Source organism: Enterococcus villorum (assembly GCF_007990225.1).
Taxonomy (GTDB): domain Bacteria; phylum Bacillota; class Bacilli; order Lactobacillales; family Enterococcaceae; genus Enterococcus_B; species Enterococcus_B villorum.
On record NZ_BJWF01000002.1, the window covers coordinates 1 to 24,893 of the forward strand.

Genomic DNA, 24,893 nt, shown 5'->3' on the forward strand with positions numbered 1-24,893 from the left:
AGCACCGTTTAAGAAGAGGTCGCAAATAGCATGGTCTGCTTCAAGAATTAAGAAGAAAAATGTGAAAATAACTACTCATATTTTTTCATTTTTAGGCTTATTTCAAGGAACTGATGCTGTAAACACCGTATACACATACCTAGAGTTTGTGGCGAAAGTATTCTTTACTTTTCCCCAGACTCTTTTTTTGTAGTCTACGCTCTAATTAATGGATTTTTCTAATTAAACTGAAATCGGTTATTGTAATTCCATAATCAAAAGGAACAAACATAAAAAGCGTATTGTTTGCTTTGGTTACCAGGGTGTATTGTACACTTGATTTAAAGACTGATTGAGCTTTTGTAAAAAAGAAAGGTGGAATTTCAATGTATAAAGATTTAACCAATAAAGTAGCAGTGGTAACTGGGGGCTCTAAAGGGATTGGAAGAGCCATTTGTGAACGTTTCGGTCAAGAAAAAATGCAAGTTGTTGTGAATTATCATTCAGACAAAGAAGGAGCGCAAGAAGCTGTTGCGATAATTAAAGATGCTGGTGGGGATGCTGTAGCAGTAGAAGCAGATGTCAGTACAGAAGAAGGAATTGATCAGCTGCTACGATCAGCCATTCATGCTTTTGGAAAATTAGATATCTGGGTCAATAACGCAGGGATGGAAACACAACATCCAACACATGAACTATCTCTAGAAGATTGGGAGAAAGTCTTAAAAGTGAACTTAACTGGTGTATTTCTAGGGACAAAAAAAGCGTTGAATTATTTTAAAGAAAACAATTCAAAAGGAAATATTATCAATATGTCTTCTGTTCATGAGCAAATTCCTTGGCCGACATTTGCTCATTATGCAGCTTCTAAAGGCGGTGTAAAGCTTTTTACAGAAATGGTTGCAATGGAGTATGCCCCCGACAATATTCGAGTGAATAGTATTGGTCCAGGAGCAATTAAAACGCCAATTAATGCGAAAAAATTCGATGATCCCAAGGAAAAAGAAATAATTGAAGGCATGATTCCTATGGCTCGAGTAGGTAAACCAGAAGAAGTAGCCGCAGCAGCTACTTGGTTAGCTTCTGATGAATCAAGCTATGTCACAGGCATTACTTTATTCGTTGATGGCGGTATGAAGCTTTATCCATCTTTTCAAGGTGGAAAAGGCTAATAATAATGTGCTGTAAGTCCATGTATAAAATAGTTCAAATAAGCCAGGGTGGTGGGGTAGCAAGTTATCGTAAAAGTACCAAGTAAATGGTGGTTAAAGCGTGGATCATGCAACAATGAGTCCCAATAATAGGAGTAGCTACTTTTCCTCTATTCGGGATTTATGGATTGAGACAGACCTGTTTTTCACAACCTAACCACGGCATTTAAATAACCATTCTTTAATAATAAACCCAGATTTTCCAAAATATGGGAAATCTGGGTTTATTTGTTCGGATCTGATCGCTTTTGTCACAATCTTTTTCTAGGAAATAAAAAGTTAATTTGTTTTAAGTATAACTGCGTTTTGTTTTTGTAGTAAATCATTGATCCAGGAACCAAAACTAGTGACATAATTAAAATTACCGCCAATTAAAATTTCGTATTCATCTTCTTTGAAATGGGTATACTGGAGCAATCGATCTTTTTTATTGGCATAAACGTCTAAATGATAAGTAAGAATCTTTTCTTTTAACTCATCCATTTCTTGATGATCTCTTACAATAAGAGAAAATTTCATCGTAATGGGTGCATGAAATATGACATGTTGTCTTTCTTGAAGTGCCGCATTTTCTTTATCCCCATAAAGAAAATTAAACAAATCTTGTTCAGAAAATTTCCATTTTCCTCCAACTTTTGTTCCTTTTAATTTTCCTTCATGTAAGTAGTTTCTAATTGATCGAGTGGTTACCCCAAGCTGGTCAGCTAATTCTTGGACTGAGTAATAACCTTTCAATATATCCCTCCTAATGATAAATCTATTTATTTAAAGTAATTATTTGAAATTAACAAATGTTTCTTATTAATTGAAAAAGTAAGTGTCATATAGATAAGGAATGAACATGCTTTACAGATCATAATTATACTAAATTTTTCGCTAAAAAAATAGTTTTGTTAAGAAATAAGTGTTATCTATAAAGTTATTTTTAATTAAAAAATAAAGGTTTTAGCATTAATTATGTTAATATTCGTTATTTTAAATAACAAACGTGTGAAAAAGTTAATTTTCTATGCATATAGAATGATCCATACAAAATAAATACGATGAAAAAATAAGCGAAATAAATGATATTCTTGTTATATATATAGTAGCTGAACTCTCATTATTTTTAAATATTTATTTTTCAATTTTGTGTTTTTATGATTTTTATTTATATAATCGGTTGACAATAATTCATGTGAAAGTTTATACTTGTAGTAGGAAAAATAGTGAACTTTTATCTAAATTTTCCTAATAGCTGTAAGAAAGGAGACATATTATGTTTGTAAAACCTGTACTTAAAAAAGTTTCTGGAAGAAGACTTTCCCTATGTTCTTGTGGATCACTTATCGGTAACGGTTCTTAATAATGTCTTCAAGAAACTAAGGTGAGGAAACAAAGTGGTCAAATAAAAACTCCCCTGTTTATCAAACGACCACTTTGTTTCCTAATTAAATTGTTTAACCAAGCAGTCATCCTATTATTTGGTCAGCAAAAGAGGGATTTGAAAATGAAAATTAAGGAAAATCTACACGCCTATGCTTATCTTGACAAATTTATTCTACATAATGTCTTGCGGAGTAGCTGGATCGTCATTTCGAAAAAAGAATTGGAATTGATTCTATTACAAAAATACACCGAACTATCAGAGACAACGCAGAAAAAAATAAATATGTTTCAATTATTTTTAGATCAACCATTGAATATTGAAAGATCTGAAATAACTATACCTCAAACTGTATATTTAGTATTAACTCATCAATGCAATTTGACTTGTGTTTATTGTTACGCAGAAGCTGAAATGACAAAAAACTACACTAATCCTCTTACTTTTGTCGAGTGGTTTCATACGTTGAATCAGTTGAAAGACTGTGGAGTCAAAAATGTCATATTTACTGGGGGCGAAATTGGCTTAAATGATGATTCATTAAAATATATCGATTATGCACATCAAATAGGTCTGTCAGTTGGGTTAATTACAAATGGTACATTGCTTGGTAAAAAAAGTAATGCGCAGTTTTTAGCCACAAGATGCCAATCCATTACGATCAGTTTAGATTCGATTGATAAAGAAGAAAACGACAAGAACCGTGGACGTGGGTGTTACGAAATTGCTATGAGAGCCATCAAGCATCTTTTGGCAATCGGTTATAAAAATATCTCTGTGAACACTACTGTAACAAGTAATAACTTAGAATCTATTGATAATACCATTGAATTTTTTAAGAAGAATAATATTTCATTTAAGTTAGGTGGTTTTAGCGAACTTGGAAGAGGAAGTAAGGCTGCAATTTCACTGACATTTGAGGAGAGGGTCTGCATAGAATGTAAAGAAAAGGATGAACAACGTTCCTCCTATTTAAAGCCATTTACGATGAAAGAATCCTGTGGTTTAGGTATAGGTGAATTTGCAATTAATCCTCTGGGGGATGTTTATGCTTGTAAATTATTGGAATCAGAAGATTATAAATTAGGAAACATTAGACAACAGACATTGCAAGAAATCTATCAACAAAAAAATACACGATTTCTTGAAACACAAAACATTCATCATTTAACTGAGTGTCAAAAATGCTCGTTTCGCTATTTATGTGGTGGGGGATGTCGGGCAAATCATTATTATCATACCAATGATTTTAAAGGTGTTGATCCATCAGAATGTCGATTATTAAAAGAGTTAATAAAAAATCAAATGTATCGGTTGTGGCAAGAAAAGGAGTGAAAAGATGAGACTCAATGGTAGCCTGGCATATGAAAAATTGGGGAATGAAATTTATTTGTCCCTAAATAATGAAATTTATATTTTAGATAATGAAGTATCCATCTATATATTTGAACTACTACAAAAACAAACCGAAATCAACAAGATTAAAGAAATAGTGATCAATTATTACTCTGATACTAGCACTTATTCAAATGAAGAAAAGAAACTTTTTGTTGAAGAATTTATTCATGAATTGATTCGTCAAAATATACTTTTAGATGAAAAACTCCAATATAATGCTTAAAAAGAATGAAAAGAGGACCTTTCTATTATCCAAAGATAATGAGAGAGTTTTTTTTATTTTTAGCAAATGAAAAAAGGAAATAGTAATAAAGTATCATCTGATGTCATTTGCACTTGATGAGATTGCCCGACGCCTGCATTTTGTGACTCGTATGATGATGGAAAGAAAATACAAAAGCAAAAATTGCATGGTTAAACGGTTTCAAATGGATTATTTTAGAATAGATATAAGTAAAATAGAATTATTCCTTAGATAAAAGTATAAAGAGGGGGTTTTAGTTACATTTAATGTAAAGAAAAAGTAGAGGGTGAGTGAATGAAAAAGATAACTAAAGTTTTCTTTTTATTCCTGATGACTGTTTTCGCTATTGATGCTTTTATAGGATCAACAACTATTTATGCTACCTCAGCACAAAGCTCAGTGGGGATACGCTTTGTACCGGGAAGGTCAACTACGACATCCAAGCAAGAGGTAACAAAAAACAACGAGAACTATTCAAAAAATAATAAACCAGAAAAATTCCCGAAAACCAATGATCAGCAAAAAATTTCATTCAGTATTATTGGTGTATTAGTTATGATTTCAGGGGGAAGTTTTTTCTTACTGAAAAAAGGAAAGAAGGATAAACGTGAAAAAAGTAGTTTTAACAGTTGCACTTTTTAGTGCTTTATTAATTGGGACAAAAGGAGCAGTCGCTCTTGCAGAAACAACTGACAATACATATGGTGTAAGTACTGCTAAAATTGGGTTAGAAAAGCAAGATGAAACGGATAATCCGACTGATCCGATTGATCAAGATGGAGAAGATAATTCCAATGAACCTACAGGTAATACAGGAGCATTGCGTATTGACTATATCTCAAATATTGACTTCGGTACACAAAAAATTTCAAGTGACACAAAAAGATATTTCGCTGTCTCACCAGCAAATTATGTCGAATCTCAAGTGTCTGACTTACGTGGTAATGGTGCAGGCTGGAATTTGCAAGTCAGTTACGATAGTGAAAATCCAGGATTTTTCAACGCAGATGGAACAGAATTAGCCGGTGCTGAATTAAGTTTACCTGCAGGAACAGCAAAATCAGTAGCAGACAATCAGTCACAACCAGCAGAAACATTTGCTGTAAAGGTGAATAAAGAAGCACAAAATATCATGACGGCAGCTGTAAAAGCAGGTCTTGGTACATGGGAAGATCAAATGAAAGCCACAAGTGTTTCGCTAAAAGTTCCTTCGGGTAACCTTGCTGGAAGTTATTCTGCTACGCTTGTCTGGACATTGACAGATGCACCAGCTTAATTAAAGGAGAAAAAAATGAAAAAAAGTATCTTATCAACCACATTATTGAGTGTGTTAGCAATTGGCGGAATGAGTATTACTGTCCATGCGGATCTCTTACAGGACGTCACGACTTCCAATGCTAAAATCACATTTGAAGGAAATGACAACCAACCAACCGGTCCAGTTAATCCAGATGATCCAGATAGTCCCTCAGAAAATACTGATCCAAATGATCCAAACAACCATGGAACAGGAGATCAAGGTCCATTATCCATTGACTATGTCTCAAATATCAGTTTTGGTACACAAGAAATTTCTCAAAGTAAAGCAGTATATACAGCGAAGAATGAAAAAACATATGTTCAAGTAACGGACAAACGTGGAGTAGCTGGTGGTTGGACATTGACTGCTAGTGCTTCAAAATTTATGGCAGATGACAACAGTGAACTAAAAGGAGCTGTTTTATCCTTTGCAAAAGGGGACACCAGAACGACTGTTGATAATGTAAGTGAGAAACCAGATTCTTATGGATTTACTTTTGACAATAATGAAGCGCTACCAGTCATGGCTGCGAAAAGTCAACATGGCCAAGGAACTTGGTTGGATGTGTTCGAGGGAGAAGAAGGAAACAATACCAATATTCAATTGTCTGTTCCAGCTGGCTCTGCACAAGCAAAAGAGTATTCAGCAACGATTACTTGGACTCTGACAGCGGGTCCAACTGATGCAAAATGATGAAGATAAAAAAGCGTAATTTATTCACTTGTCTCGTAGTAGGAATAATAGGATTGTGGGGAATCTTATTTAATAGCACTGAAACACTGTATGCCGATTCAACTGACTCTGCCTACAGCGTGAGTGCCAATATACCTGAAGAACAAACAAATAAAGATGTTTCTTATTTTGATTTGACGGTAGCGCCAAATGACACACGGGACCTATCGATTCATTTATCTAATGTCGGAGAAAAAGATAGCGTTTTTGAAATAGAGATCAATAATGCAGCGACCAACACAAACGGTGTGATCGATTATAACCAATCTACATTTAAAAAGGATGCTTCTGCTAAATATACGATCAGTGATGTTTTAACAACTGATTCAAAAGAAGTTACAGTCAAAGCTGGAGAAGCAAAAGATGTGCACTTCCATTTAAAAATGCCAAAAGAGACCTTTGATGGAATCCTTTTAGGTGGAATCCATGTCAGCAAAAAAGATAATCAAAGTGAAAAAGTTAGTGGCACAGCCATTCGAAATAAATATGCTTATGTGGTTGGTGTGGAGCTTAGAAACAACAGTAACCCTGTCACGCCAGACTTGAAATTATTATCTGTTAAAGCTGGCTTACAAAATTCTTATGCTACTATTTTTGCGCATTTACAAAATCCAACACCAACGATTATTAGTCAAGTGCACACGAAAGCAGTGATCACTAAAAATGGTTCTTCAAAAGTCCTTTATTCAGCAGAAAAAGACAATATGTCGATTGCTCCTAATACGAATTTTAACTTTCCGATAAGTCTAGACAAGAAGAAAATGGATGCGGGAACCTATACGTTAACAATGGATGCAACGGAAGGAAAAACGCAAAAAAAATGGCACTTAACCAAAACATTTACGATTAAATCAGACAAAGCAAAAAAAATCAATAAAGAAGCAGTTATAGAAGAAAAAGAGTCTATTTCTTACTTATCAATAATAATTGGTGTAGGCATTTTCTTGTTAGGGATTATTGCTTTCTTAAGTTACAAATTATTTAAACAAAAAGGTAGGTGAGCAAAGGAATGGATAAACAGCAAACAAATAAACAGTTCCTAATTTTGATAGGATGTATTGCTTTGCTCGGTATCTTAAACCTACTGAACGCCTCTAATAAACCGGTATTTGCTGATAATTTTCCTGCTGGAAAGCCAGAAACGAACATTTACGATGGACACGTAAAAGCGAAAATCACTTATGAAAAATCCGGGAATCCTGACTATACTGCGGTTGGCGATACAATCACGGTAACGACGACACTTGAAAAATTGGATGACGGTGTTTTAGCTGATAACTACAAGCAGTCATCACTCGTATGTATATTTCCTGATCAGAATCAAGCACTTCAATTACTTGAAGAACCTACACTTACGTATACGCATGCTGGGATAAAAGGAACAGGGGAATTATTAGCAGCTAATAGAGAGTTAACGAAAAATTTATTGCTTTTTGCTAATCTTTATTCGGGATGGAATATTGGAGAACCTAGCCTTTTCTCAGGAAGAATAACTGAATTTCTTCCATATACTACGGATGGTATAGATGATGGCCCTTATGAAGATACTTATTCTGTTTACAATTTGTTAGAAAACAAAGGGGATTCTATGAGGATCACCTATCAAGCGAAAGTCACAGAAGAAGTACAAAAAAAAGATTCCTTTGAATTACATGCAGCAGTCTATGACAGTGTAAAAGAAAACTATGATGTAGCGAATTTTTTGACAGCAGAAATGCCAAAATTTCAATCTCAAGAAGAAGCTCTTTCTTTGTCTTTTGATTCGGATTGTCACAATAAAGAGTTAACATCTGAACAAACCACTTTAACTGGAAAATGGACGGGATCACTTGAAAATATCACACCAAGATTAACTATTAATAGTATCAATTTGACTGATGATGATTTGCTTTCTTATTTTAACAGCGATGGAACTTTTAGTATACCTATTGATTTAAGAAAAATACCCAATCAAGCAGAGTCAAATGTCGTTACGTTGATCATCCAAGAAGAAAGTGGGTTATCGGCGCAAGACACAGCTGTTTTAAAAGTGACGAAAAGAGATTCACCTCCTGTTATCGAACTATCAGAAAATCTTGAAGATCAGACACTCTATCTTTATCCGGATGATCAGGGATTTACGCTTAGAGGAGATTGGGAAGCAGAGAGTAGTCATCAAATCAATCTTTTTTATAAACTAAACGGTGTCGAAAAAAAATTAAACGATTCAGAAGTAGTGAACACTTCTCCAGGAACGACAGTTGGGTTTTCTAGGAAGCTGTTACTTGCTGATTTAGTACCTGGTGAGAATCACTTTGAAGTCTATGCGATCGATGAAAAAAATCAACGATCAAATGTTGAAACATTCACCGTGATCAAAGAAGAGGGAACAGTCAAATTTTCAAATGTACCCGATCGTTTATTATTTTCATCTATCCCAATTGCAGGAACGACGATTCAATCGAAACTAACTCAAGCTTTCAATCTTTTAGTCGAAGATACGACAGAAAAAGTGGGTAGTTGGAAATTAACGGTACGTCAGATGGATGATTTTAAAGACAATGACAAACGTTTGCCTGCCACTCTTTATTATCAGAACAAAGAAACAAAACAAGTTTTTTCTAAGGATCAACCAATAACGATCCCAGTTACTGAAACTGAGGATGAAAGCAGTGATCATCAATATATGATTTTACAAAATACAGAGAATTATTTTGCACTTGACGTTCAACCTGGAGGATATGTTGGGGAATATTCCTCCGAGCTAGAATGGACTATCGTCAATGCACCATGATGAGAAAAAAGTGTAGGAAACAAAACTGTTTGAATCGATGTTTCATGAGTATAAAAGCACGTTTACTTTAATAAGCGGATTGGAATCTATGAGAAGATTTGATCCGCTTTTTTCTATATTGACCGATTAATCATTAAATTTTTCCAATATATTAAGTTTGTTTTCTTTTTTTTGTAGATTTTTTTAAAATTCATGTTATCTTATATCAGAAGCCTATCAAGTAAGTAATGAAATGGAAATTATCTTTAAAAATGAAACAGTTGGGTTAGCCTTGTCTATAGGGTCTTTGTTGGGAGGATTGATTGATGGAAGCGGTTGTTTATATATTGTTTATTCATCTAAATTTTGCACTTGTAGGGTTTATTTTATTTGCAAAACAACATTTTGTAGGGGATTTTTTGATCCGTTTGTGTTTTTTATTGCTTAATCTATGGTTTAGTGAATGGGCACCACTTTTTTTGATTTTGTTCTATTTTTATAATGCGTTCTATCTTTTTTACGAAACTAAAAATCTGTTTATCATTGTGTTGTTAAATACGTTTTGTGTCAATTTTATCGGAATTGCTGTTTTTTTAGCAATCGAAATTCCTAGATTTTTAGGAGAATACAATATTATAGCAAACACAATTCTGCAAATTTTATTTTTATTGCTTATCCTTATAGGGATGAGAAAATTAGACCAAAAGTATCGGATCACCACATATCTTTACGCTTATAAAAAGAAACGAATGTATTCTACTTCATTCATTTTTTTGTTTTTCATCTTTCTTTTGTGGTACCATACGCTTTTTCCGATTACTTCACTTGATTATATTTTAACTTCTTTTATTTTGATTACGAGTAATTCTTTTTATGGTTTCTTAATGCTGATGATTTTATTGAATGAAAAAAAGGAAGAACACTACCTTATTTATATGGAGAGTATGAAAAAAAATGAAGAATATTACCAAAAATTAGAAGAATTTCGTCATGATTACAAAAATTATATTGGTGTTCTGGAGGATCTTTTAGCAAAAAACCAATCAAATCAGGAACTTGAAACGGTCGTAGGTTATGAAAAAGAATTCTTTGAAAAGCAACTGAATGATACTTTACATATGAAGTTACAAAAAATTTACGACCCATTATTGCAAGGGATTTTTGTTAAGTTCATTAAGCGAATGGAAGAACTAGGGATACCTTATAAAATTCAAATCAATCATATCATCCCCAAGCTGTCTATGAATTCGTATGATATGATCCGTTTGTTTACTAATATAACGGAAAACGCATTGATCCACTATGATAAAAATGTGGCAAATGATCAAAAGGAGATTTTGATCAAAGTAGAAAGTTTATGGGATTGTTTTTATTTTGAATTTAGTAATCCAAGTAAAAATACGGGATATAACCTGTCTGAATTATTGAAAAAAGGGAATTCCAGACAAAAAGAAAGTAAAGGTATCGGCTTATATAGCGTCAAAAAAATCGTTGAAGAAAATACCAATCTTGCTTTGAATTTAAAATATGATAAACAAGAACAACGCTTTTATTGCATGTTGAGTTTGAAAAAAGAAAGACCAAGCTAAAAATAGCTAAAAAACATCCAATCTTAGACTTATAAAGATCGGATGTTTTTTTGTTTTAAAATTGTTTACTTATTTTTAAGGAACCAACAATTTTTCTTTTTCAAGTTGATCCATGAAATCAACTAGCTTTTTAATGCTTCGACGACTAAGGATTAAGGTATCATCATTTTTAAAAATGAGCTCATTGTGCTTTTTATCAACTAATTTGATGTTGGCTGCATTGATTGAATACCCTTTTAAATCATTAAAATAATGAAATTTTTGAAAAGTATGTTTGAGTTCTTCCATTTTTCCATGAATCATAAAAAATTCTGTATGACAGAAAAATTCAATAGTTGAACGAGAACTAGTGACTTTACTTAAATAGTTTACTTCTTTAGGATCAATTAAATAAATTTTGGATAGAGATTCAATTTTTACGAGTTTACTTTGCTCTTTTTTTTGCTTTGGCTGTTGAAATAATAATTCTTCTAAGCCGTTTATCGCTTCTGCTAGATCTTTTTTGCTGTAATATTTATCTGCATGAATATTTTGATTGATAATTTCTATTCCTTTAGTAGCATCATTTGTTAAAAAAATGATCGAGCATGAATGATTTCTTTGACGAATTTTTTTACTAAAGTCAATGCCAGAATGAAAACGGTTAAGTTCAATGTCAACAATGAATATGTCTGAATCTTGAATCGGCATAAAATCAAGTTCACTGTAAAACTTTTCTAACTGAGAAGGCAAAGGAATGACTAATGAAATCGCTGCTAAATTATTGCTACTACTATATTTTTTCCGGAATTCTTCCTGATGAAAAATATTATCTTCAATATAGTATACTTTCAGATTCATCACCTCCAAGTTTCATTGCTCTAAGTATAGCAAGAATTAATGGGATGATAAAGTAAGTAAAACAATAAAAAAGCAAGAAATTTTTTTTATGAATAGAAAAAATTTAAAAAGTAGAATGATAGTTACAAGAAAGCGCTTTTATGTTAAGGTAGATACGTAAATAATTAGTTGGTTTTTTGAGGGAAAAGTTTGACATGTTTCGAAAAAAATTATGATACGACCAGCCGAGTTATCTATAATGTGTTCAGCAATCTTTTTTTATAGCCGTCAATTTGCCGTTTTTTATTTATCTTTACCTAATTATCTATCAGAAAATAGCGAGGTATTTCAGTTTGATATCTGTGTTTTTGATCATGTTTTCCTTTATTTAGTGGCATTATTTGAAACAATCTATCGCTTCATTGATCAACAAAGGATCAGTAGAAACCCATGAAACACTTGAAAATATGGAGAAGAAAAAGGCTGTAGTCGGCTTAGAAGAGAATATAACCGAAATGCAAACACAATATGACACTTAGAAGAAAGAACAAAACTAATACCAAAATGAAAGCCAGGATCCTAATCAATGATTTATTTCCTGGCTTTAAAAAAATAGAAAAGGTGATTAAGTGAAAAAACTACTAGAGTTTGAACGAGTTCAGCGAATTATCGCAGAGCTGAGAAAGCACATCATAAAAAAAAGACAGCCAGTCGAAGGATTACTCTTTGTTTCTGGCCAAGAGACAAAAGCATTTCATAGCAGTGATTATTTTGGTAGTAAAAATCAATATTATACTATTGTCGGAGAGTTGAACTTACCTGAAGAATTTCGAGGAGAAACTATTGATTTAGCTATTTTTTCATCATTAACAGAGTGGGACAATTCCACCAATCCACAAATCAAAGTTTATTTTGACGATGAATTAATTCAAGGATTAGACGTTAATCACACAACCTTACGACTCACCCAAGAACAAGCTACTCGGGAGCAAATCCCAATAAGGATCGAAATTTTTTCCGGTAGGGAGGAAAAGAGATATCCTTTAACTGTTGAACTAAGATGGATTGATCAGCCATCTTATCAATTATTCTATGATTTCTTCGTAGCACTTGACAGTTGGCGCTCTTTAAATGAGAGTGATCCCAACTACTTTTATTATGAAAAAGAATTAGGAAAAGCCGTGAATAAGTTGAATTTCTTTCAACCTTATGGCGTGGAATATTACCAAGGATTAAAACAAGCACATGATTGTTTGCAACAAGCATTTTACCAAAATATGGTAGATAAAAAAATACCTCAAGCATTCGTAGTTGGACATACTCATATTGATCTTGCTTGGTTGTGGACAGTCATGCAAGCCGTCGAAAAAGGGGAACGTAGTTTTTCAACAGTGTTGAATTTAATGAATGAATACGATGAATTAACTTTCATACAAAGTCAACCACAAATGTATCAACTAATCAAAGATACATATCCTGAGCTTTACGAAAAAATAAAAGAAAAAGTGATCACAGGAAAATGGATTCCAGAAGGCGCTATGTGGGTAGAAGCAGATTGTAATCTTACTTCGGGAGAATCGTTGGTTCGCCAATTCCTTTATGGCAAACGTTTTATAAAAAGAGAATTTGGTGTAGAAAGTCAAATTTTATGGCTACCAGATGTATTTGGCTATTCAGCTGCGTTACCACAAATTTTAAAAAAGACCAATACTCCTTATTTTATGACAACCAAACTTTCGTGGAACCAATTCAACCAGATTCCTTATGATAGCTTTTACTGGCAAGGGATTGATGGGAGTCGGACATTAACTCATTTGATTACAACCATCAGTGAAGGATATAGCCCAACACCTCATTATACGACATATAATGGGATATTAGATCCCTATACAGTCAAAAAGAGTTGGGAACGCTACTTAGATAAAGATGTTCATACTCATATCTTGCTTGCCTATGGATACGGTGACGGTGGGGGCGGACCAACACGAGAAATGTTAGAAACACTAAAAAGAATGAAAAATGGACTTCCAAGTATGCCTAAAGTTGTTGAAAGCAACGCTGTGGATTTTTTCCAAGATTTATCAGAAGTAATGACGACACATCAAGAAAAAGAATGGTTAGGAGAACTATACTTTGAATACCATCGCGGAACCTATACATCCATAGGAAAAAACAAACGAAACAATCGTTTGGGAGAAAATTTGTTACAAACGGTTGAAAAGCTATATAGTGTTTTAGATCGAATGAACTATCCTGATCAAGTACTAGAAAAAACTTGGAAAAAACTGTTATTAAATCAATTCCATGATATTTTGCCAGGCAGTTCGATTAAAGAAGTGTATGATCAGACGGATAGCGATTATAAAGAAATGTTTCATGAAATGCAAAAGCTAATAACGAATCTTTTTCCTGAAAAAGCAAAAGGCAAGTATCTTTATCTTTTTAATCCGAGCGATATTGCAAATGCAAACATCGTTTCATTACCATTAAGACAAGGGGAAAGTCTTAAAAGCTACCAACAAGAATTGTTGATGCAAAGAACTTATGATGGGCAAATACTTGGACGATTTGATCAATTACCTATTTTAGGTGGCATTTATTACGAAATTGAAGAAAAAGAAACGGATAAAACTTTTGAGCCCATTGCGTTAACTAAGCAGTATGAGACGAAAGAATTTATCATTTCTTTTGATGAAAGCTATCGAATGATTCGTGTGTTTGACAAAAAAAATCAGCGAGAACTAGCTACGAAAAAAGCGGTGAATGAATTACTCGTTTACGAAGATTTGCCTTTGAATTTTGATGCCTGGGATATTGATTATTATTATAAAAATAAACCAACAGTCGTGACTAATATCGTAGAAGCATGGATTATGGATCAAGGGCCCATTCGAGATACGTTGAAAATTGTTAGAAAATTTTATGACTCTACGATCACACAATATATTCATCTTATCCATGATAAAACTAGAATTGATTTTGAAACAATAGTGGATTGGCACCAAGTACATAGTTTGCTCAGAGTTGAATTTCCTGTTCCTGTCAATGCCTATCAAGCAACTTATGACATTCAGTTTGGAAATCTTCAACGATCAGTACATAAGAATACTTCATGGGACAAAGCGAAATTTGAAGTCTGTGCACATAAGTGGTGGATTTATCAGATGATGGATACGGGGTATCATTATTAACGGATTCAAAATACGGTTTTGATGCACAATACCAACATCTTGGGATTTCATTGATCAAATCTGCGACCGATCCGTATGAAAAAGCCGATCAGGGACGACACCAGTTTATTTACTCACTCTATTGCCACGATCAAACGTGGAAGCAAGGAAAAACGCATCAAGAAGCACGGCAATTAAACATTCCTTGTTTATCTGTACGTCAAGAAGACAAACGATTTCCAGAAGGTTCATGGGTGACAGGCCAAAGTCGCAATATCTGTTTAGAGACACTGAAAAAAGCAGAAGAGGATCATGCACTGATTTTGCGAGCATATGAATTTGAGAACAAACAAACCCAAACGGTATTAAAGTTTTCTCAACCAATCAAAAACGTTCAAATTTGTGATCTTTTAGAAAATCCACTCCAAGAATTGCCTATAGAAAATGGGAACGAAGTAACAGTGATTTTCTCTCCTTATGAAATTCATACGCTAAAAATTCAACTAAAGGATGAGTAAGATGGATGATTTAAAAATATTATTGAAAAAAATGACGTTGAAAGAAAAAATCGGCCAGTTAAATCAACGATTGTATGGTTGGAAAGTCTATGAAAAAAAAGAGGGACACTTTTTTTTAACCGAATATTTCAAAAATGAAGTGGAAAAATATGGAACGATTGGCATCATTTATGGGGTGTTTCGAGCCGATCCATGGTCTGAAAGAAACGAGTTGACCGGTTTATCAAAAGAAGAAGCACAAAAGGTCAGTCAAATGATCCAGCAATATGTGGTAAAACATACACGATTAAAGATTCCTGTACTACTGTCGGAAGAGTGTCCACATGGGCATCAGGCGTTGGATTCTATGACTACACCTACCAACTTTTCTGTAGGCTGTAGTTGGAATCCCGAATTGTACCAAAAACTTCAAGAAATAGTTGCCGATGAATTACAAGAAAAAGGCGCCCATTTAGGGTTAATCTCGACATTAGACATTTTGAGAGATCCAAGGTGGGGAAGAACAGAAGAATGCTTTAGCGAGGATCCTTATTTAGCTGCTGCCTTTACTGAAGCAGCTGTAAAAGGGTTACAAAAAGAAAATTTTGGCTGTTTTAAAACACCTTGCTGGACAGGGAGATGCAATGGGAGGACATAATGCTGGTCCTGTTGCTATCGGAGAAAGAGAGTTAAGAGAAATTCATTTACCTGCTATTCGTGCTGGAATCAAAGCTGGCGTAAAAGGTTGCATGGCAGCTTATAACGACATTGACGGCATTTTTTGCCATATCAATTCGCATTTATTGCAAGAAGTTTTACGAACAGAATATGGATTTTCTGGGTTTGTCATGGCAGATGGCTGTGGGTTAGATCGTGTAGCAGATATTTTTGGCGATCCAATTGCAACTGCTGCTAAAGCAATCCTCAGTGGTGTGGATGTTAGTTTATGGGACGATGTTTATCCAAACCTAGAACAAGCAGTTCTTTCTGGATTAATTACAGAAGAGGTCATTGATCGTTCTGTTTTACGAATACTTGAAATCAAACAGCAATTGGGGTTGTTTGCTGACAAACAGCCAGTAAAAGCTATTTTTACAGAAAAACAAAAAGAAAAGACATGTACTGCTTTGGCTGAAGAATCCCTTGTCTTATTGAAAAATGATGGCACTTTACCTCTAATGACAGAGCAGTTAAAACAAATCGCTGTAATCGGTCCTCATGCAAACAATATTTATCATTCTCTTGGCGATTACACTCCTTTTAAAAAGCTGGAACGATGTTGCAATCTCTTCCAAGGAATCAAAGAGAAAATTACCAATACTAAAACCCAAGTGACTTATGCACCAGGTTGTCACATAACAAAAGTACTGTCTGATGGACTGACTAAGGCAAACGAGGTTGCTAAAAATGCGGATGCTATCATCGTGACATTAGGGGGATCCAGTGCAAGAGATTTTTCGACAGCTTTTGATAAAAATGGGGCAGCTTTACATGGTTCGCAAGAAATGTCAAGTGGGGAAAATATTGACTTAGCACAAATGGAATTACCTGCCTGCCAAGTAAATCTAGTCAAAGAATTAGCAAAACTCAATAAGCCCATCATTGCTGTACTTATTGAAGGAAGACCACATAGCCTTTTAGCTATTGAGCCTTATGTAGCTAGCATCCTTTTTGCAGGTTATCCCGGTCAATACGGTGGTCGGGCAATTGCGAATGTTTTATTTGGTAAAAATCCTAATGGTCGTCTTGCTTTTACGATCCCTGAACATTCAGGACAATTACCAGTCTATTATAATTATCGACAGACATTGTTTAAAGAAACATATACAGACTATCCTGAGAAACCTAAATATCATTTTGGTTACGGCTTAAGTTATACGACATTTGAAATAATGGGAATTTTTCTGAATGAGCAATCTGATGAATCAATATCAGTGGCGTGCCAAGTGAAGAATACAGGGGATTACAGTGGAGCAGAAACGATCCAAATTTACGGGAAAAAGAACCAAGGCTTCATCACACCCCGAGAAAAAGAATTAGTTGCATTTAAAAAAGTTTTTTTAGCGCCTAACGAAGTGCAAACCGTAGAAATAATGATTCCTAAAGAACGTTTATATTATTTGGATGAAAAATTCAAAGAAGTTCTTCCTTCATCGATTCAGTTCACTGTCGAAGCATCAAATTTTAAGCAAAGCTACAATCATTTATTTAGAAAGGTTAAAACCGATGAAAAAAAGACGTGAAGATATAGTAGAAAATTGTCAAATAAAGCCCACAGATTGTGTAATCCCCAAAACAACAAAGGAAGGGATCGGGTGTTGGAAATTAATGATTAAGTAAGAAGCAAAACAGCTAAAAAAGGAGGAAGTAAGAAAATGAACAAAACAGACAAACCATCGTTAAAGGAGCGTGGCTTGATTATTGATATGGGTCGTAAGTTTTATACGACTGATTTTTTGAAAAAATTGATTGATTATATGGCTTCGTTGAAAATGAATGCGTTACAACTTCATTTTTCCGATAATGAAGGTTTTCGAATCGAATGCGAAACTATTCCAGCAATTACTTCAAAAAGATTCTGGACCAAAGCAGAAGTATCGGAACTAATCAACTATGCAAATGGCAGGGGAATTGATGTCATTCCAGAATTTGATAGTCCGGGACACTTGAAACGTTTGATTGAACGTTATCCAGAATGGCAGATGAAAAGAATAGGTAAAGATTCGCTGAATTTTCCTGCTGATCGTGCGCTGGATATAACTAAAAGCGAAGCGGTAGATATGGTAAAACGCATCATAAAAGAATACATTGCATTGTTTCAGACAACTAATTATTTCCATTTAGGTGCAGATGAATACATTGAATTTTCCGAATTGGATAAGTATCCTGCTTTAAAAGAAAAGGCAGTGACGAAATATCATGATGCAACTCGACAATATGATGTGTTTATTGATTACATCAATGAGTTAGCGGAATTTGTGGAATCATCAGGAAAAAAAGCTAGAATTTGGAATGATGGGGGTTATAAAGAAGGTTATCTTATGAAGAGTAGATTAAAACCAACAATCCAAATTACGTATTGGACAAAGCATCAACCAATTATGGCACCAGTGACTGAATTTTTAACTCATGGGCATCAAGTGATTAATGTTAATGATCATTTTTTCTATTTTGTTTTAGGTGAAGGAGCGGGTTATAAATATCCTACTGCTCAAAAAATTCGAGAAAACTGGGCGATTAATCACTTTCCGGAAGACCAAAAATTGACAAAAGAACAAATGAAGCAAGTACAAGGTGCCTATTTTGCTATTTGGAGTGATTATCCCAAAGCGTTGACAGAAGAAGAAGTTTTAGCATTGATTAAAGAACCTTTAGCTGCTCAACAAGAAATTATTTGGGAGGTATAAAAAATAAAAAATCTGTTCATCAAAAAGATAAGAACCACTTGGACAAACTTATCCAAGTGGTTCTTATCTTTTTGATTTAGTCATGTTACTTCGGCACGACTCTTGTACCAAATGGCATCAAGGCTAATTTCGCTAGTTTGAAAGATTGGTTACCAAATGGAATGCCGATAATAGTCATATATAAAAGAATCCCACTAACAACATGTGTGAAAGCCAAAGGTAATCCACTAATCAGTAGCCAAATAATGTTGATAATTAACGAGATACGCCTGTTACTATAAATGATTTCTTTATCAAAAGGGAAAAAAGTAAGCGCCGAAAACTTAAAACATTGTAAACCAATTGGAATACCAACAATGGTTATACACCAAAACATACCTGCCAAAAACCAGCCAATTCTTCCAATGCACCCACCAAAAATAAACCAAATCAAGTTACCTAAGAAGTTCATTTTATCAACTACGCTATTTTTTATTATTGTAACATGAAGTATTTGGCTGAGCTAACTTATTTAAGTGATTTCATAATAAAAAATGCTCAATTATAGAAACCCAACTTGTAGGACAAGCGACTTTTTAATATGGATAAATTATTTTCGACGAATCAAAAGTGAATATACTAATAAAAAGCAATTTTCGCAAATAGAAAAAAGTGTGAATCAAATCATCCAAAAAAATAAAAAAACAAGAGACATTGATTTGTTTTTTTTGTTTTTTATGAACTCGTTATTCTCATTTATTTTTAATTTTATATATCTATTTTTTTATTGAAAGTTTATATAATTGATAAAAATATAATTTTTAATCCTTTTTTTAAAAGGAATTTTATTTGATTCCATGATTTTTTTTAAATTACCTATTGCAATAATAACAACAACATTATAATATATATTATATAAGACATTTTTTAACTTAATATTTTATAGTTATTTTATAATTTTATGATCGTGGGGGAGAGAATATTTGAAGAATTTAGTATTATTTAGTGCTTGCTTGTCATTAAGTTTTATTGGCGGAGTGACGGCAAACGCAGAGGAAAAAGCAAAGGAATTTAGTAACCATTTTGCGCAGGAAACGAAAAATTTTGTAGAAAATCAAGTGATTCACAAAATATTTCCTGGGCGTGGTGATGCTGAACTAGAAAAAAATAGACAAGGGAGGCAACGAAGATATTCGCCTTTAGAAGCAACAGGGGCATATGCGAAAACCGGTGATACTTTGATGGTAGAAGTGAAAGAACAAGATGGTCTTTCATTGAGGATTGGCTCACCAACGCGAGATAGAGCACAAACATATCAGTTAAAACTGGGACAAAATATGATTCAAGTAAGAAATGATGGTCCTGTGTACATAATTAATAGTAACGATAGTGGGCAAGCATCGGTCTCACTTAGTGGTTACAGTGGTCAAATGCCTTATTTTTCTTTAGGTGAAACCTCTGTAGGAGATTTTCAAACACAAATGTCAAGGATGACACAAGCTAGAGACGTGCAGCTAGTTAGCGATAAAGCAATTATCACGGTTAGTTATGAAAGAGCGAAAAAATATTTAGAAAATCCGCAAGAATTAATGGAGTACTATGATCGCTTTTTACTTGCTCGAGATCGTGTATCTGGTATTACAGATGAAGGGAAAGCGGCTAATCGTCCAGATCGACATTTTCAACATTTTGTGGAAGTAAGCACTGGATATATGTATGCTTCAAATGAATACATGGGTTTCAATGGAGATGCTGCTTTAGAAAGATTATTAAAAACGAATAATGGCTGGGGTCCATGGCACGAAAGTGGACATCAGCGCCAACAAGATGCTTGGACTTGGTCCGAGGTTTTAGAAGCAACGGTTAATATTTATTCTTTAGCCGCTCAAAAAGAAATAACTGGTAGTATGAGTGCTCTTGATCCACATTACGAGGCTATGCATCGATATTTAGATCGACCAAATGCGGAAAAAGACTTTAATAATCAAAGTAATGAATTGAAGTTAGTAATGTTTGGTCAACTAGAATTGACATTTGGTGAAAAATTTTATCCATTATTGCACCAATACTATCGTGAAAATAACATTAGTATGCCTTCAAATGCTCAGAAAATACAACACTTTATGCTGAATGTAGCGGAAATAACAGGCTTTGATATGACTGAATATTTTGAAAATTGGGGCTTTAATATCAGTCAATCAACCCGCATAGCGTTAAAACAGTATGCACCATTAAACGTGGATATTTGGCGTAATGATAATCAGACAGTCAAACAATTACCTCTTCAGAAAGTTTCATCTGTTCAAGTAACGTCACCCAACAGAATTGAAGTTGAAATGGTTGATGGAGATACGGATTTATTAGCAGGAGAAAAAATTGTTTTAATGAAAAATGGCGTCTATTTTTCTGAGTTAACAGATCGAAGAGCCTTTAATAGTGCCTTTACTAATGGTGTTTGGCGGACAAATACAACCATTGGAGCTAACGATCATTTTAGAATTGAAGTTCGAAAAAGCTATGGAAGATACACATTATATGAACACAAACCAGATCCGTATGCTAATGAGCTTCAGGAAAAAATTAAGCAGCTAAGTATCTCGACTCCGTTAGCTTCTACTGTCACTCAAAATCAGTTAGATGAGTTAAGAGAAGCCCTTAATGGTATTAATAATGTGTTCAATAAGAAAAAGCCATTAGAACAATTAGAAAAGTTAGAGCAAGCTTATCTAAATACATTAGTGAATAAGATTGAACTGACGAAAGACAATCAACTCCAAGTGCATTTTGCAGACAGACGTTTTAGAGATTATGAAAAAATTGTTATTAGAGCTGATGACAAATATTTAGCTGAAGTAGCCAATGGAACAATTTATTACGCTTCTGCCAGCAATAATACTTTAAGGGTCAATGATCAAGGCGCAGTACAAAACTTTAGTGTAGAAGTTCGTTTACCGCATAAAGTATATGAAATTGCCCGTTGGACGAAATAAAGTGGATTGGTCGAAAAAGATATGAGCAACAAAGTAAATGATCTCGTTCAATAATCTAGAAAAGATGATTTAAATTGATTTGAAAAAAATATGTGATCATTCATAAAACAACAAAATAAAATTATTAACTGTTGAAATAAGTAAAAGAAAAAATATCATAGTGGGAAAAAATTATAACACCTCTTTTAATAGTTCCCGTTCAATGAGTTGCTTCTTGTAATATAGAAAAATCATAGATTTGTGACTGGAACACACCCTAAATATTAGATATAGAATCTAATATTTAGGGTGTGTTTCAATTTTATTTGGTTATTTTTTTATCATGCTATTGTATCTGATTACAAAATGAATAGAGGGAATTTCACACAAATAGTTATCATTTAAATGCGAGTGATTCTATTCATTTAAAGATGCCAAATGATAAAAATACAAATCTCATATTGTTTTTGAAAGGCCAAGCCTTTTTGTTGCACATGATTGTGAAATGAAATACAATTAAAAACATTATAATGTAATTATTTTAATTGAGGTTGGTAAACTTGAAAGGAGAGAGAAAATGAAAAGAAGTGCGTTATTTTGGATGTTTTTTTCGCTTATTTTTGTAGGTGGTATTTCTGTGAAGGCGGATGTATTAGAAACTCAGGAAACGAGCAACCAAGAAACTATTAATGAAACAGAACAAAAAGGAATAACCAAGGTGTATGCAGGACGAGGTGGTGCCGAAAACAATCGCATTAGTCAATTGAGAGATTATCGGTACTCATATTTAGATCCAGTAGGAGTGTATGCGCAAGTAGGGGATGTTTTGACTGTGAATGTTCAAGAAAAGGAAGGAATGAAATTAGCAATTGGTTCGCCAAAAAGAAACACTGAAAAAACTTTTGTACTTAAACAGGGTGAAAATACCATTCAAGTAGAAAATGAAGGTCCTGTTTATGTCATCAATACAACTGACGAAGATGTAACGATTAGTGTAAATGGCGCCTCAGGTCAGATGCCATTTTTTACTTTAGGAGAGACCACTGTGGAAGAATTTAAGGCACAAATGACTCAATTTACAAATGCCGAAGATGTTCAACTGGTCAGTCAAAAAGCCATGGTTACTGTAAGTTACGCCATGGCAAAGAAATATTTAGGAAATCCTGAAGAGCTAATGAGATATTACGACCGTTTTTTACTTGCTCAAGACAAAGTATCTGGTATCACAGATGAAGGAAAACCGGTTAATCACACAGATCGACATTTGCAACATTTTGTAGAAGTCCCATTTCAGTATATGTATACAGATCAAGAATATATGGGATTTCATGGAGACCTTGCAATGGAACGCTTGTTGAAAACCAATAACGGTTGGGGAGTGTGGCATGAAAGTGGGCATCAACGGCAACAAACTCCATGGAAATGGTCAGGGGTAAAGGAGTCGACTGTTAATATCTATTCGATGGCAGCACAAAAAGAATTGTATGGAAAGATAACAGCGTTAGATCAATATTACCCGCAAATGTATCAATATTTAGCAAAAGACAATTCAGAAAAAGTATTTAATGATTTAAGTAATGATGTGAAAATGGTCATGTTTGGACAGCTAGAGATGATTTTTGGAGAAAAATTCTATCCACGTTTACATCAATATTATCGAGAAAACAGGATTAATATTTCTTCAGATGCGGAAAAAATACAACAATTTATCTTAAATGTGTCAAAAATAACTGGGTACAACATGGCGGATTATTTTGAAAAAAATGGGGCTTTACAATCAATGAAAATATAAAAGCAGAAATGTCAAATTATCTTACCCTCACTAGTGAAATCTGGCAAACAGGTAGTAAAACAATCAAAGAACTACCAATGCAAATAATTTCGAATGTACAATTAAGTGCACAATCTGTAGAAGTCGAATTTCTAGAAAGTGATACCAATCTTTTAGCAAATGAAAAAATTGTCTTACTAAAAAACGGTGAAGTGATTGCTGAAATGAATGATGGGCAAGCAAGTAGCATAAACGGAAATAGTTGGCAAATAGAAACAACAGTAGCTGAAGAAGACACCATTCAAATCGCTGTTCAAAAAGAGGATGGGTTACATCCTTTATATGAGAGTAGTATTTATATTCACACATTAGCAGAAAGAATGACTAATTTAATGGCTGACAATTCATTAGCAACAGCAACTAACCAAGAAGAACTGGATCATTTTAGAGAAGCAATTAATAGCGTAGCTGATCAAAAGGATCAAAGAGAACTTTTAAACCAATTAGAAAAATTACAACAAGCCTATTTAAATACACTATTTGATCAAATGGAATTAAGCGAAAACAATGAATTAGCTATTTATTTTTCAGATGAGCGTTTTCAATCCTATGAACATATCATTGTAAAAGGGGATGGGCAAGTACTTGCTGAAATAAATAACGGCACAGCAACGAATGGCACTTTAAATGGAAATATTTTGCAATTAAATACACAAGGAGTAGCAAGTAATTTTAGCGTTGAGGTTGAATATGCGAATCAATCCTACGAAATTACTTTAGTGAAAAAAACATTGCTAGAAATAATGTGTCAATTAAACAGTTATCAAAACCACACATCTGTAGACGTAGTAACACAAGAAAAAATAAATCAGCTGAAGTCGTCAATTGAACAATTAGCTGAACCGAATGATGTCAAAACTAAACTGAGCCAACAGCTACAAAAGATCCAACAAAGTTATTTAGAAGAGCTGATCGAAGGTATTTCTGCCAAAGGAAACAAACTTGCTGTGACGTTTGTTGACGAAAGATATAAAGACTATAAAATAGTAATCTTGAAAGACGGGAGTTACATGGCAGAGGTAACAAATGGAAAAGTTTACTATGGTAATTTAGCTAATCATGTTTTTTTATCCACTAGTAATTTGACTCCAGGATCTGAATATAGAGTAGAAGTAAGATTGACGGATAAAACTTATACGATTGCTAGGCAAATATTTTAATCAATCGTCACTGTTATCTATGCTTAGAAGATAATGAACACTTAACCAAAAAGTAACTATGAAAATGTGATATTAGCAGATGAATTAAAAACTCGTGAATATAAATTGCACTTAAATGTAGAAATCAAGTGTTTTATTCAAATCGCTACTATTTATAAATGCGAAAAACTAATTTCTAGGATTGCAGGTCTTTTTTTCTGCAATCTTCTTTGTTTTTAATTAAATTTAAATTAAAAAACAGTGTGTTTTTTTGTTGTGTTATTATTTTTGTTTTGTATAATTAAAGAACGTTAAATTTTTTTAAAAAACATTTAAAAAATATTTTTAGATGATAATAATTTTTTTGAAAGTTTAATTTAATTCTTTGTTAACAAAAAAATTAGTAAATGACAGGAGGGGGGGAGATATTTGATAATCATTTTTCTGATTGATAATACTTGTATTATTTATAATCATTGTAAATAATACAAATATCATATTTTTTAGAAGA

The 24,893-nt window shown here is 33.5% G+C and carries 20 protein-coding genes and 2 pseudogenes; 19 read left to right on the forward strand and 3 right to left on the reverse strand.

Annotated features, from left to right (window positions below; genetic code table 11):
- Positions 1-193, forward strand: a 193-nt coding sequence (locus tag EVI01_RS13830; protein ID WP_222593947.1) for a hypothetical protein, incomplete at its 5' end; no start/stop codon positions are given.
- Between the two features lie 172 nt (positions 194-365).
- Complete coding sequence (locus tag EVI01_RS01260; RefSeq protein WP_010752117.1) at positions 366-1,151, forward strand: glucose-1-dehydrogenase; 786 nt, start codon at positions 366-368, stop codon at positions 1,149-1,151.
- A gap of 318 nt (positions 1,152-1,469) precedes the next feature.
- Here the strand turns inward: EVI01_RS01260 and EVI01_RS01265 are convergent, their stop codons facing one another.
- Positions 1,470-1,925: a helix-turn-helix domain-containing protein gene (locus EVI01_RS01265; protein ID WP_010752116.1), complete on the reverse strand. Its 456-nt coding sequence runs from the start codon at positions 1,923-1,925 to the stop codon at positions 1,470-1,472.
- 754 nt (positions 1,926-2,679) lie between these two features.
- Here EVI01_RS01265 and EVI01_RS01275 point away from each other — a divergent pair.
- The 8 genes from EVI01_RS01275 to EVI01_RS01310 all read left to right on the forward strand — a co-directional run bounded on the left by EVI01_RS01275 (position 2,680) and on the right by EVI01_RS01310 (position 10,571).
- Positions 2,680-3,891 (forward strand): radical SAM/SPASM domain-containing protein, encoded by a 1,212-nt coding sequence (locus EVI01_RS01275; protein ID WP_010752115.1) that lies wholly within the window; start codon positions 2,680-2,682, stop codon positions 3,889-3,891.
- A gap of 4 nt (positions 3,892-3,895) precedes the next feature.
- A complete protein-coding gene (locus tag EVI01_RS01280) occupies positions 3,896-4,177 on the forward strand; it encodes a hypothetical protein (RefSeq protein WP_010752114.1) in 282 nt (93 codons plus the stop codon).
- 315 nt (positions 4,178-4,492) lie between these two features.
- Positions 4,493-4,840 (forward strand): LPXTG cell wall anchor domain-containing protein, encoded by a 348-nt coding sequence (locus EVI01_RS01285; protein ID WP_010752113.1) that lies wholly within the window; start codon positions 4,493-4,495, stop codon positions 4,838-4,840.
- Positions 4,806-5,474 (forward strand): WxL domain-containing protein, encoded by a 669-nt coding sequence (locus EVI01_RS01290; protein WP_010752112.1) that lies wholly within the window; start codon positions 4,806-4,808, stop codon positions 5,472-5,474. The genes EVI01_RS01285 and EVI01_RS01290 overlap by 35 nt, the downstream gene beginning before the upstream one ends.
- A gap of 15 nt (positions 5,475-5,489) precedes the next feature.
- On the forward strand, positions 5,490-6,191 hold the full coding sequence (locus tag EVI01_RS01295) for a WxL domain-containing protein (RefSeq protein ID WP_010752111.1): 702 nt from the start codon (positions 5,490-5,492) through the stop codon (positions 6,189-6,191).
- Positions 6,188-7,231 (forward strand): WxLIP family cell surface protein, encoded by a 1,044-nt coding sequence (locus EVI01_RS01300; protein WP_010752110.1) that lies wholly within the window; start codon positions 6,188-6,190, stop codon positions 7,229-7,231. Before EVI01_RS01295 ends, EVI01_RS01300 begins: the two co-directional genes overlap by 4 nt.
- Before the next feature lie 8 nt (positions 7,232-7,239).
- Positions 7,240-9,003, forward strand: coding sequence for a hypothetical protein (locus tag EVI01_RS01305; RefSeq protein ID WP_010752109.1), 1,764 nt, complete (start codon positions 7,240-7,242; stop codon positions 9,001-9,003).
- A 305-nt stretch (positions 9,004-9,308) separates the two neighbouring features.
- A complete protein-coding gene (locus tag EVI01_RS01310) occupies positions 9,309-10,571 on the forward strand; it encodes a GHKL domain-containing protein (protein ID WP_010752108.1) in 1,263 nt (420 codons plus the stop codon).
- A gap of 75 nt (positions 10,572-10,646) precedes the next feature.
- Here the strand turns inward: EVI01_RS01310 and EVI01_RS01315 are convergent, their stop codons facing one another.
- Positions 10,647-11,411, reverse strand: a complete 765-nt coding sequence (locus EVI01_RS01315; protein ID WP_010752107.1) for a LytTR family transcriptional regulator DNA-binding domain-containing protein — start codon at positions 11,409-11,411, stop codon at positions 10,647-10,649.
- A gap of 380 nt (positions 11,412-11,791) precedes the next feature.
- On the opposite strand from EVI01_RS01315, the gene EVI01_RS13575 reads away from it, so the two are divergent.
- The 6 genes and pseudogenes from EVI01_RS13575 to EVI01_RS01330 all read left to right on the forward strand — a co-directional run bounded on the left by EVI01_RS13575 (position 11,792) and on the right by EVI01_RS01330 (position 18,464).
- Positions 11,792-11,929 (forward strand): DUF3502 domain-containing protein, encoded by a 138-nt coding sequence (locus tag EVI01_RS13575; RefSeq protein ID WP_155853996.1) that lies wholly within the window; start codon positions 11,792-11,794, stop codon positions 11,927-11,929.
- A gap of 813 nt (positions 11,930-12,742) precedes the next feature.
- Positions 12,743-14,595, forward strand: a pseudogene (locus EVI01_RS13960) (alpha-mannosidase); the annotation flags it as partial.
- A 219-nt stretch (positions 14,596-14,814) separates the two neighbouring features.
- Positions 14,815-15,078: a glycosyl hydrolase-related protein gene (locus EVI01_RS13965; protein ID WP_244150163.1), complete on the forward strand. Its 264-nt coding sequence runs from the start codon at positions 14,815-14,817 to the stop codon at positions 15,076-15,078.
- A gap of 31 nt (positions 15,079-15,109) precedes the next feature.
- Positions 15,110-16,874 (forward strand): annotated as a pseudogene (locus tag EVI01_RS01325) (glycoside hydrolase family 3 protein); the annotation flags it as partial.
- Positions 16,875-16,949: 75 nt separating this feature from the next.
- Complete coding sequence (locus tag EVI01_RS13970) at positions 16,950-17,300, forward strand: fibronectin type III-like domain-contianing protein (protein WP_244150164.1); 351 nt, start codon at positions 16,950-16,952, stop codon at positions 17,298-17,300.
- A gap of 132 nt (positions 17,301-17,432) precedes the next feature.
- On the forward strand, positions 17,433-18,464 hold the full coding sequence (locus tag EVI01_RS01330; protein ID WP_010752101.1) for a beta-N-acetylhexosaminidase: 1,032 nt from the start codon (positions 17,433-17,435) through the stop codon (positions 18,462-18,464).
- 85 nt (positions 18,465-18,549) lie between these two features.
- On the opposite strand, the gene EVI01_RS01335 is transcribed toward EVI01_RS01330, so the two are convergent.
- Positions 18,550-18,915 (reverse strand): YccF domain-containing protein, encoded by a 366-nt coding sequence (locus EVI01_RS01335; RefSeq protein WP_010752100.1) that lies wholly within the window; start codon positions 18,913-18,915, stop codon positions 18,550-18,552.
- A gap of 511 nt (positions 18,916-19,426) precedes the next feature.
- Between EVI01_RS01335 and EVI01_RS01340 the strand changes: the two genes are divergently transcribed.
- From EVI01_RS01340 to EVI01_RS01350, 3 genes are all read left to right on the forward strand, one after another.
- Positions 19,427-21,433, forward strand: coding sequence for a M60 family metallopeptidase (locus tag EVI01_RS01340; RefSeq protein WP_010752099.1), 2,007 nt, complete (start codon positions 19,427-19,429; stop codon positions 21,431-21,433).
- Positions 21,434-21,989: 556 nt separating this feature from the next.
- Positions 21,990-23,204, forward strand: coding sequence for a M60 family metallopeptidase (locus tag EVI01_RS01345; protein WP_010752098.1), 1,215 nt, complete (start codon positions 21,990-21,992; stop codon positions 23,202-23,204).
- A gap of 8 nt (positions 23,205-23,212) precedes the next feature.
- Positions 23,213-24,403, forward strand: coding sequence for a hypothetical protein (locus EVI01_RS01350; protein ID WP_010752097.1), 1,191 nt, complete (start codon positions 23,213-23,215; stop codon positions 24,401-24,403).
- Positions 24,404-24,893 lie beyond the last annotated feature (490 nt).

Excerpts from the sequence above, each read along its gene's own strand:
- EVI01_RS01260 (WP_010752117.1), top strand. The coding sequence starts at position 366 with ATGTATAAAGATTTAACCAATAAAGTAGCAGTGGTAACTGGGGGCTCT.
- EVI01_RS01275 (WP_010752115.1), top strand. The coding sequence starts at position 2,680 with ATGAAAATTAAGGAAAATCTACACGCCTATGCTTATCTTGACAAATTT.
- EVI01_RS01280 (WP_010752114.1), top strand. The coding sequence starts at position 3,896 with ATGAGACTCAATGGTAGCCTGGCATATGAAAAATTGGGGAATGAAATT.
- EVI01_RS01285 (WP_010752113.1), top strand. The coding sequence starts at position 4,493 with ATGAAAAAGATAACTAAAGTTTTCTTTTTATTCCTGATGACTGTTTTC.
- EVI01_RS01295 (WP_010752111.1), top strand. The coding sequence starts at position 5,490 with ATGAAAAAAAGTATCTTATCAACCACATTATTGAGTGTGTTAGCAATT.
- EVI01_RS01300 (WP_010752110.1), top strand. The coding sequence starts at position 6,188 with ATGATGAAGATAAAAAAGCGTAATTTATTCACTTGTCTCGTAGTAGGA.
- EVI01_RS01305 (WP_010752109.1), top strand. The coding sequence starts at position 7,240 with ATGGATAAACAGCAAACAAATAAACAGTTCCTAATTTTGATAGGATGT.
- EVI01_RS01310 (WP_010752108.1), top strand. The coding sequence starts at position 9,309 with ATGGAAGCGGTTGTTTATATATTGTTTATTCATCTAAATTTTGCACTT.
- EVI01_RS01315 (WP_010752107.1), bottom strand. The coding sequence starts at position 11,411 with ATGAATCTGAAAGTATACTATATTGAAGATAATATTTTTCATCAGGAA.
- EVI01_RS13970 (WP_244150164.1), top strand. The coding sequence starts at position 16,950 with ATGGGAATTTTTCTGAATGAGCAATCTGATGAATCAATATCAGTGGCG.
- EVI01_RS01330 (WP_010752101.1), top strand. The coding sequence starts at position 17,433 with ATGAACAAAACAGACAAACCATCGTTAAAGGAGCGTGGCTTGATTATT.
- EVI01_RS01335 (WP_010752100.1), bottom strand. The coding sequence starts at position 18,915 with ATGAACTTCTTAGGTAACTTGATTTGGTTTATTTTTGGTGGGTGCATT.
- EVI01_RS01345 (WP_010752098.1), top strand. The coding sequence starts at position 21,990 with ATGAAAAGAAGTGCGTTATTTTGGATGTTTTTTTCGCTTATTTTTGTA.
- EVI01_RS01350 (WP_010752097.1), top strand. The coding sequence starts at position 23,213 with ATGTCAAATTATCTTACCCTCACTAGTGAAATCTGGCAAACAGGTAGT.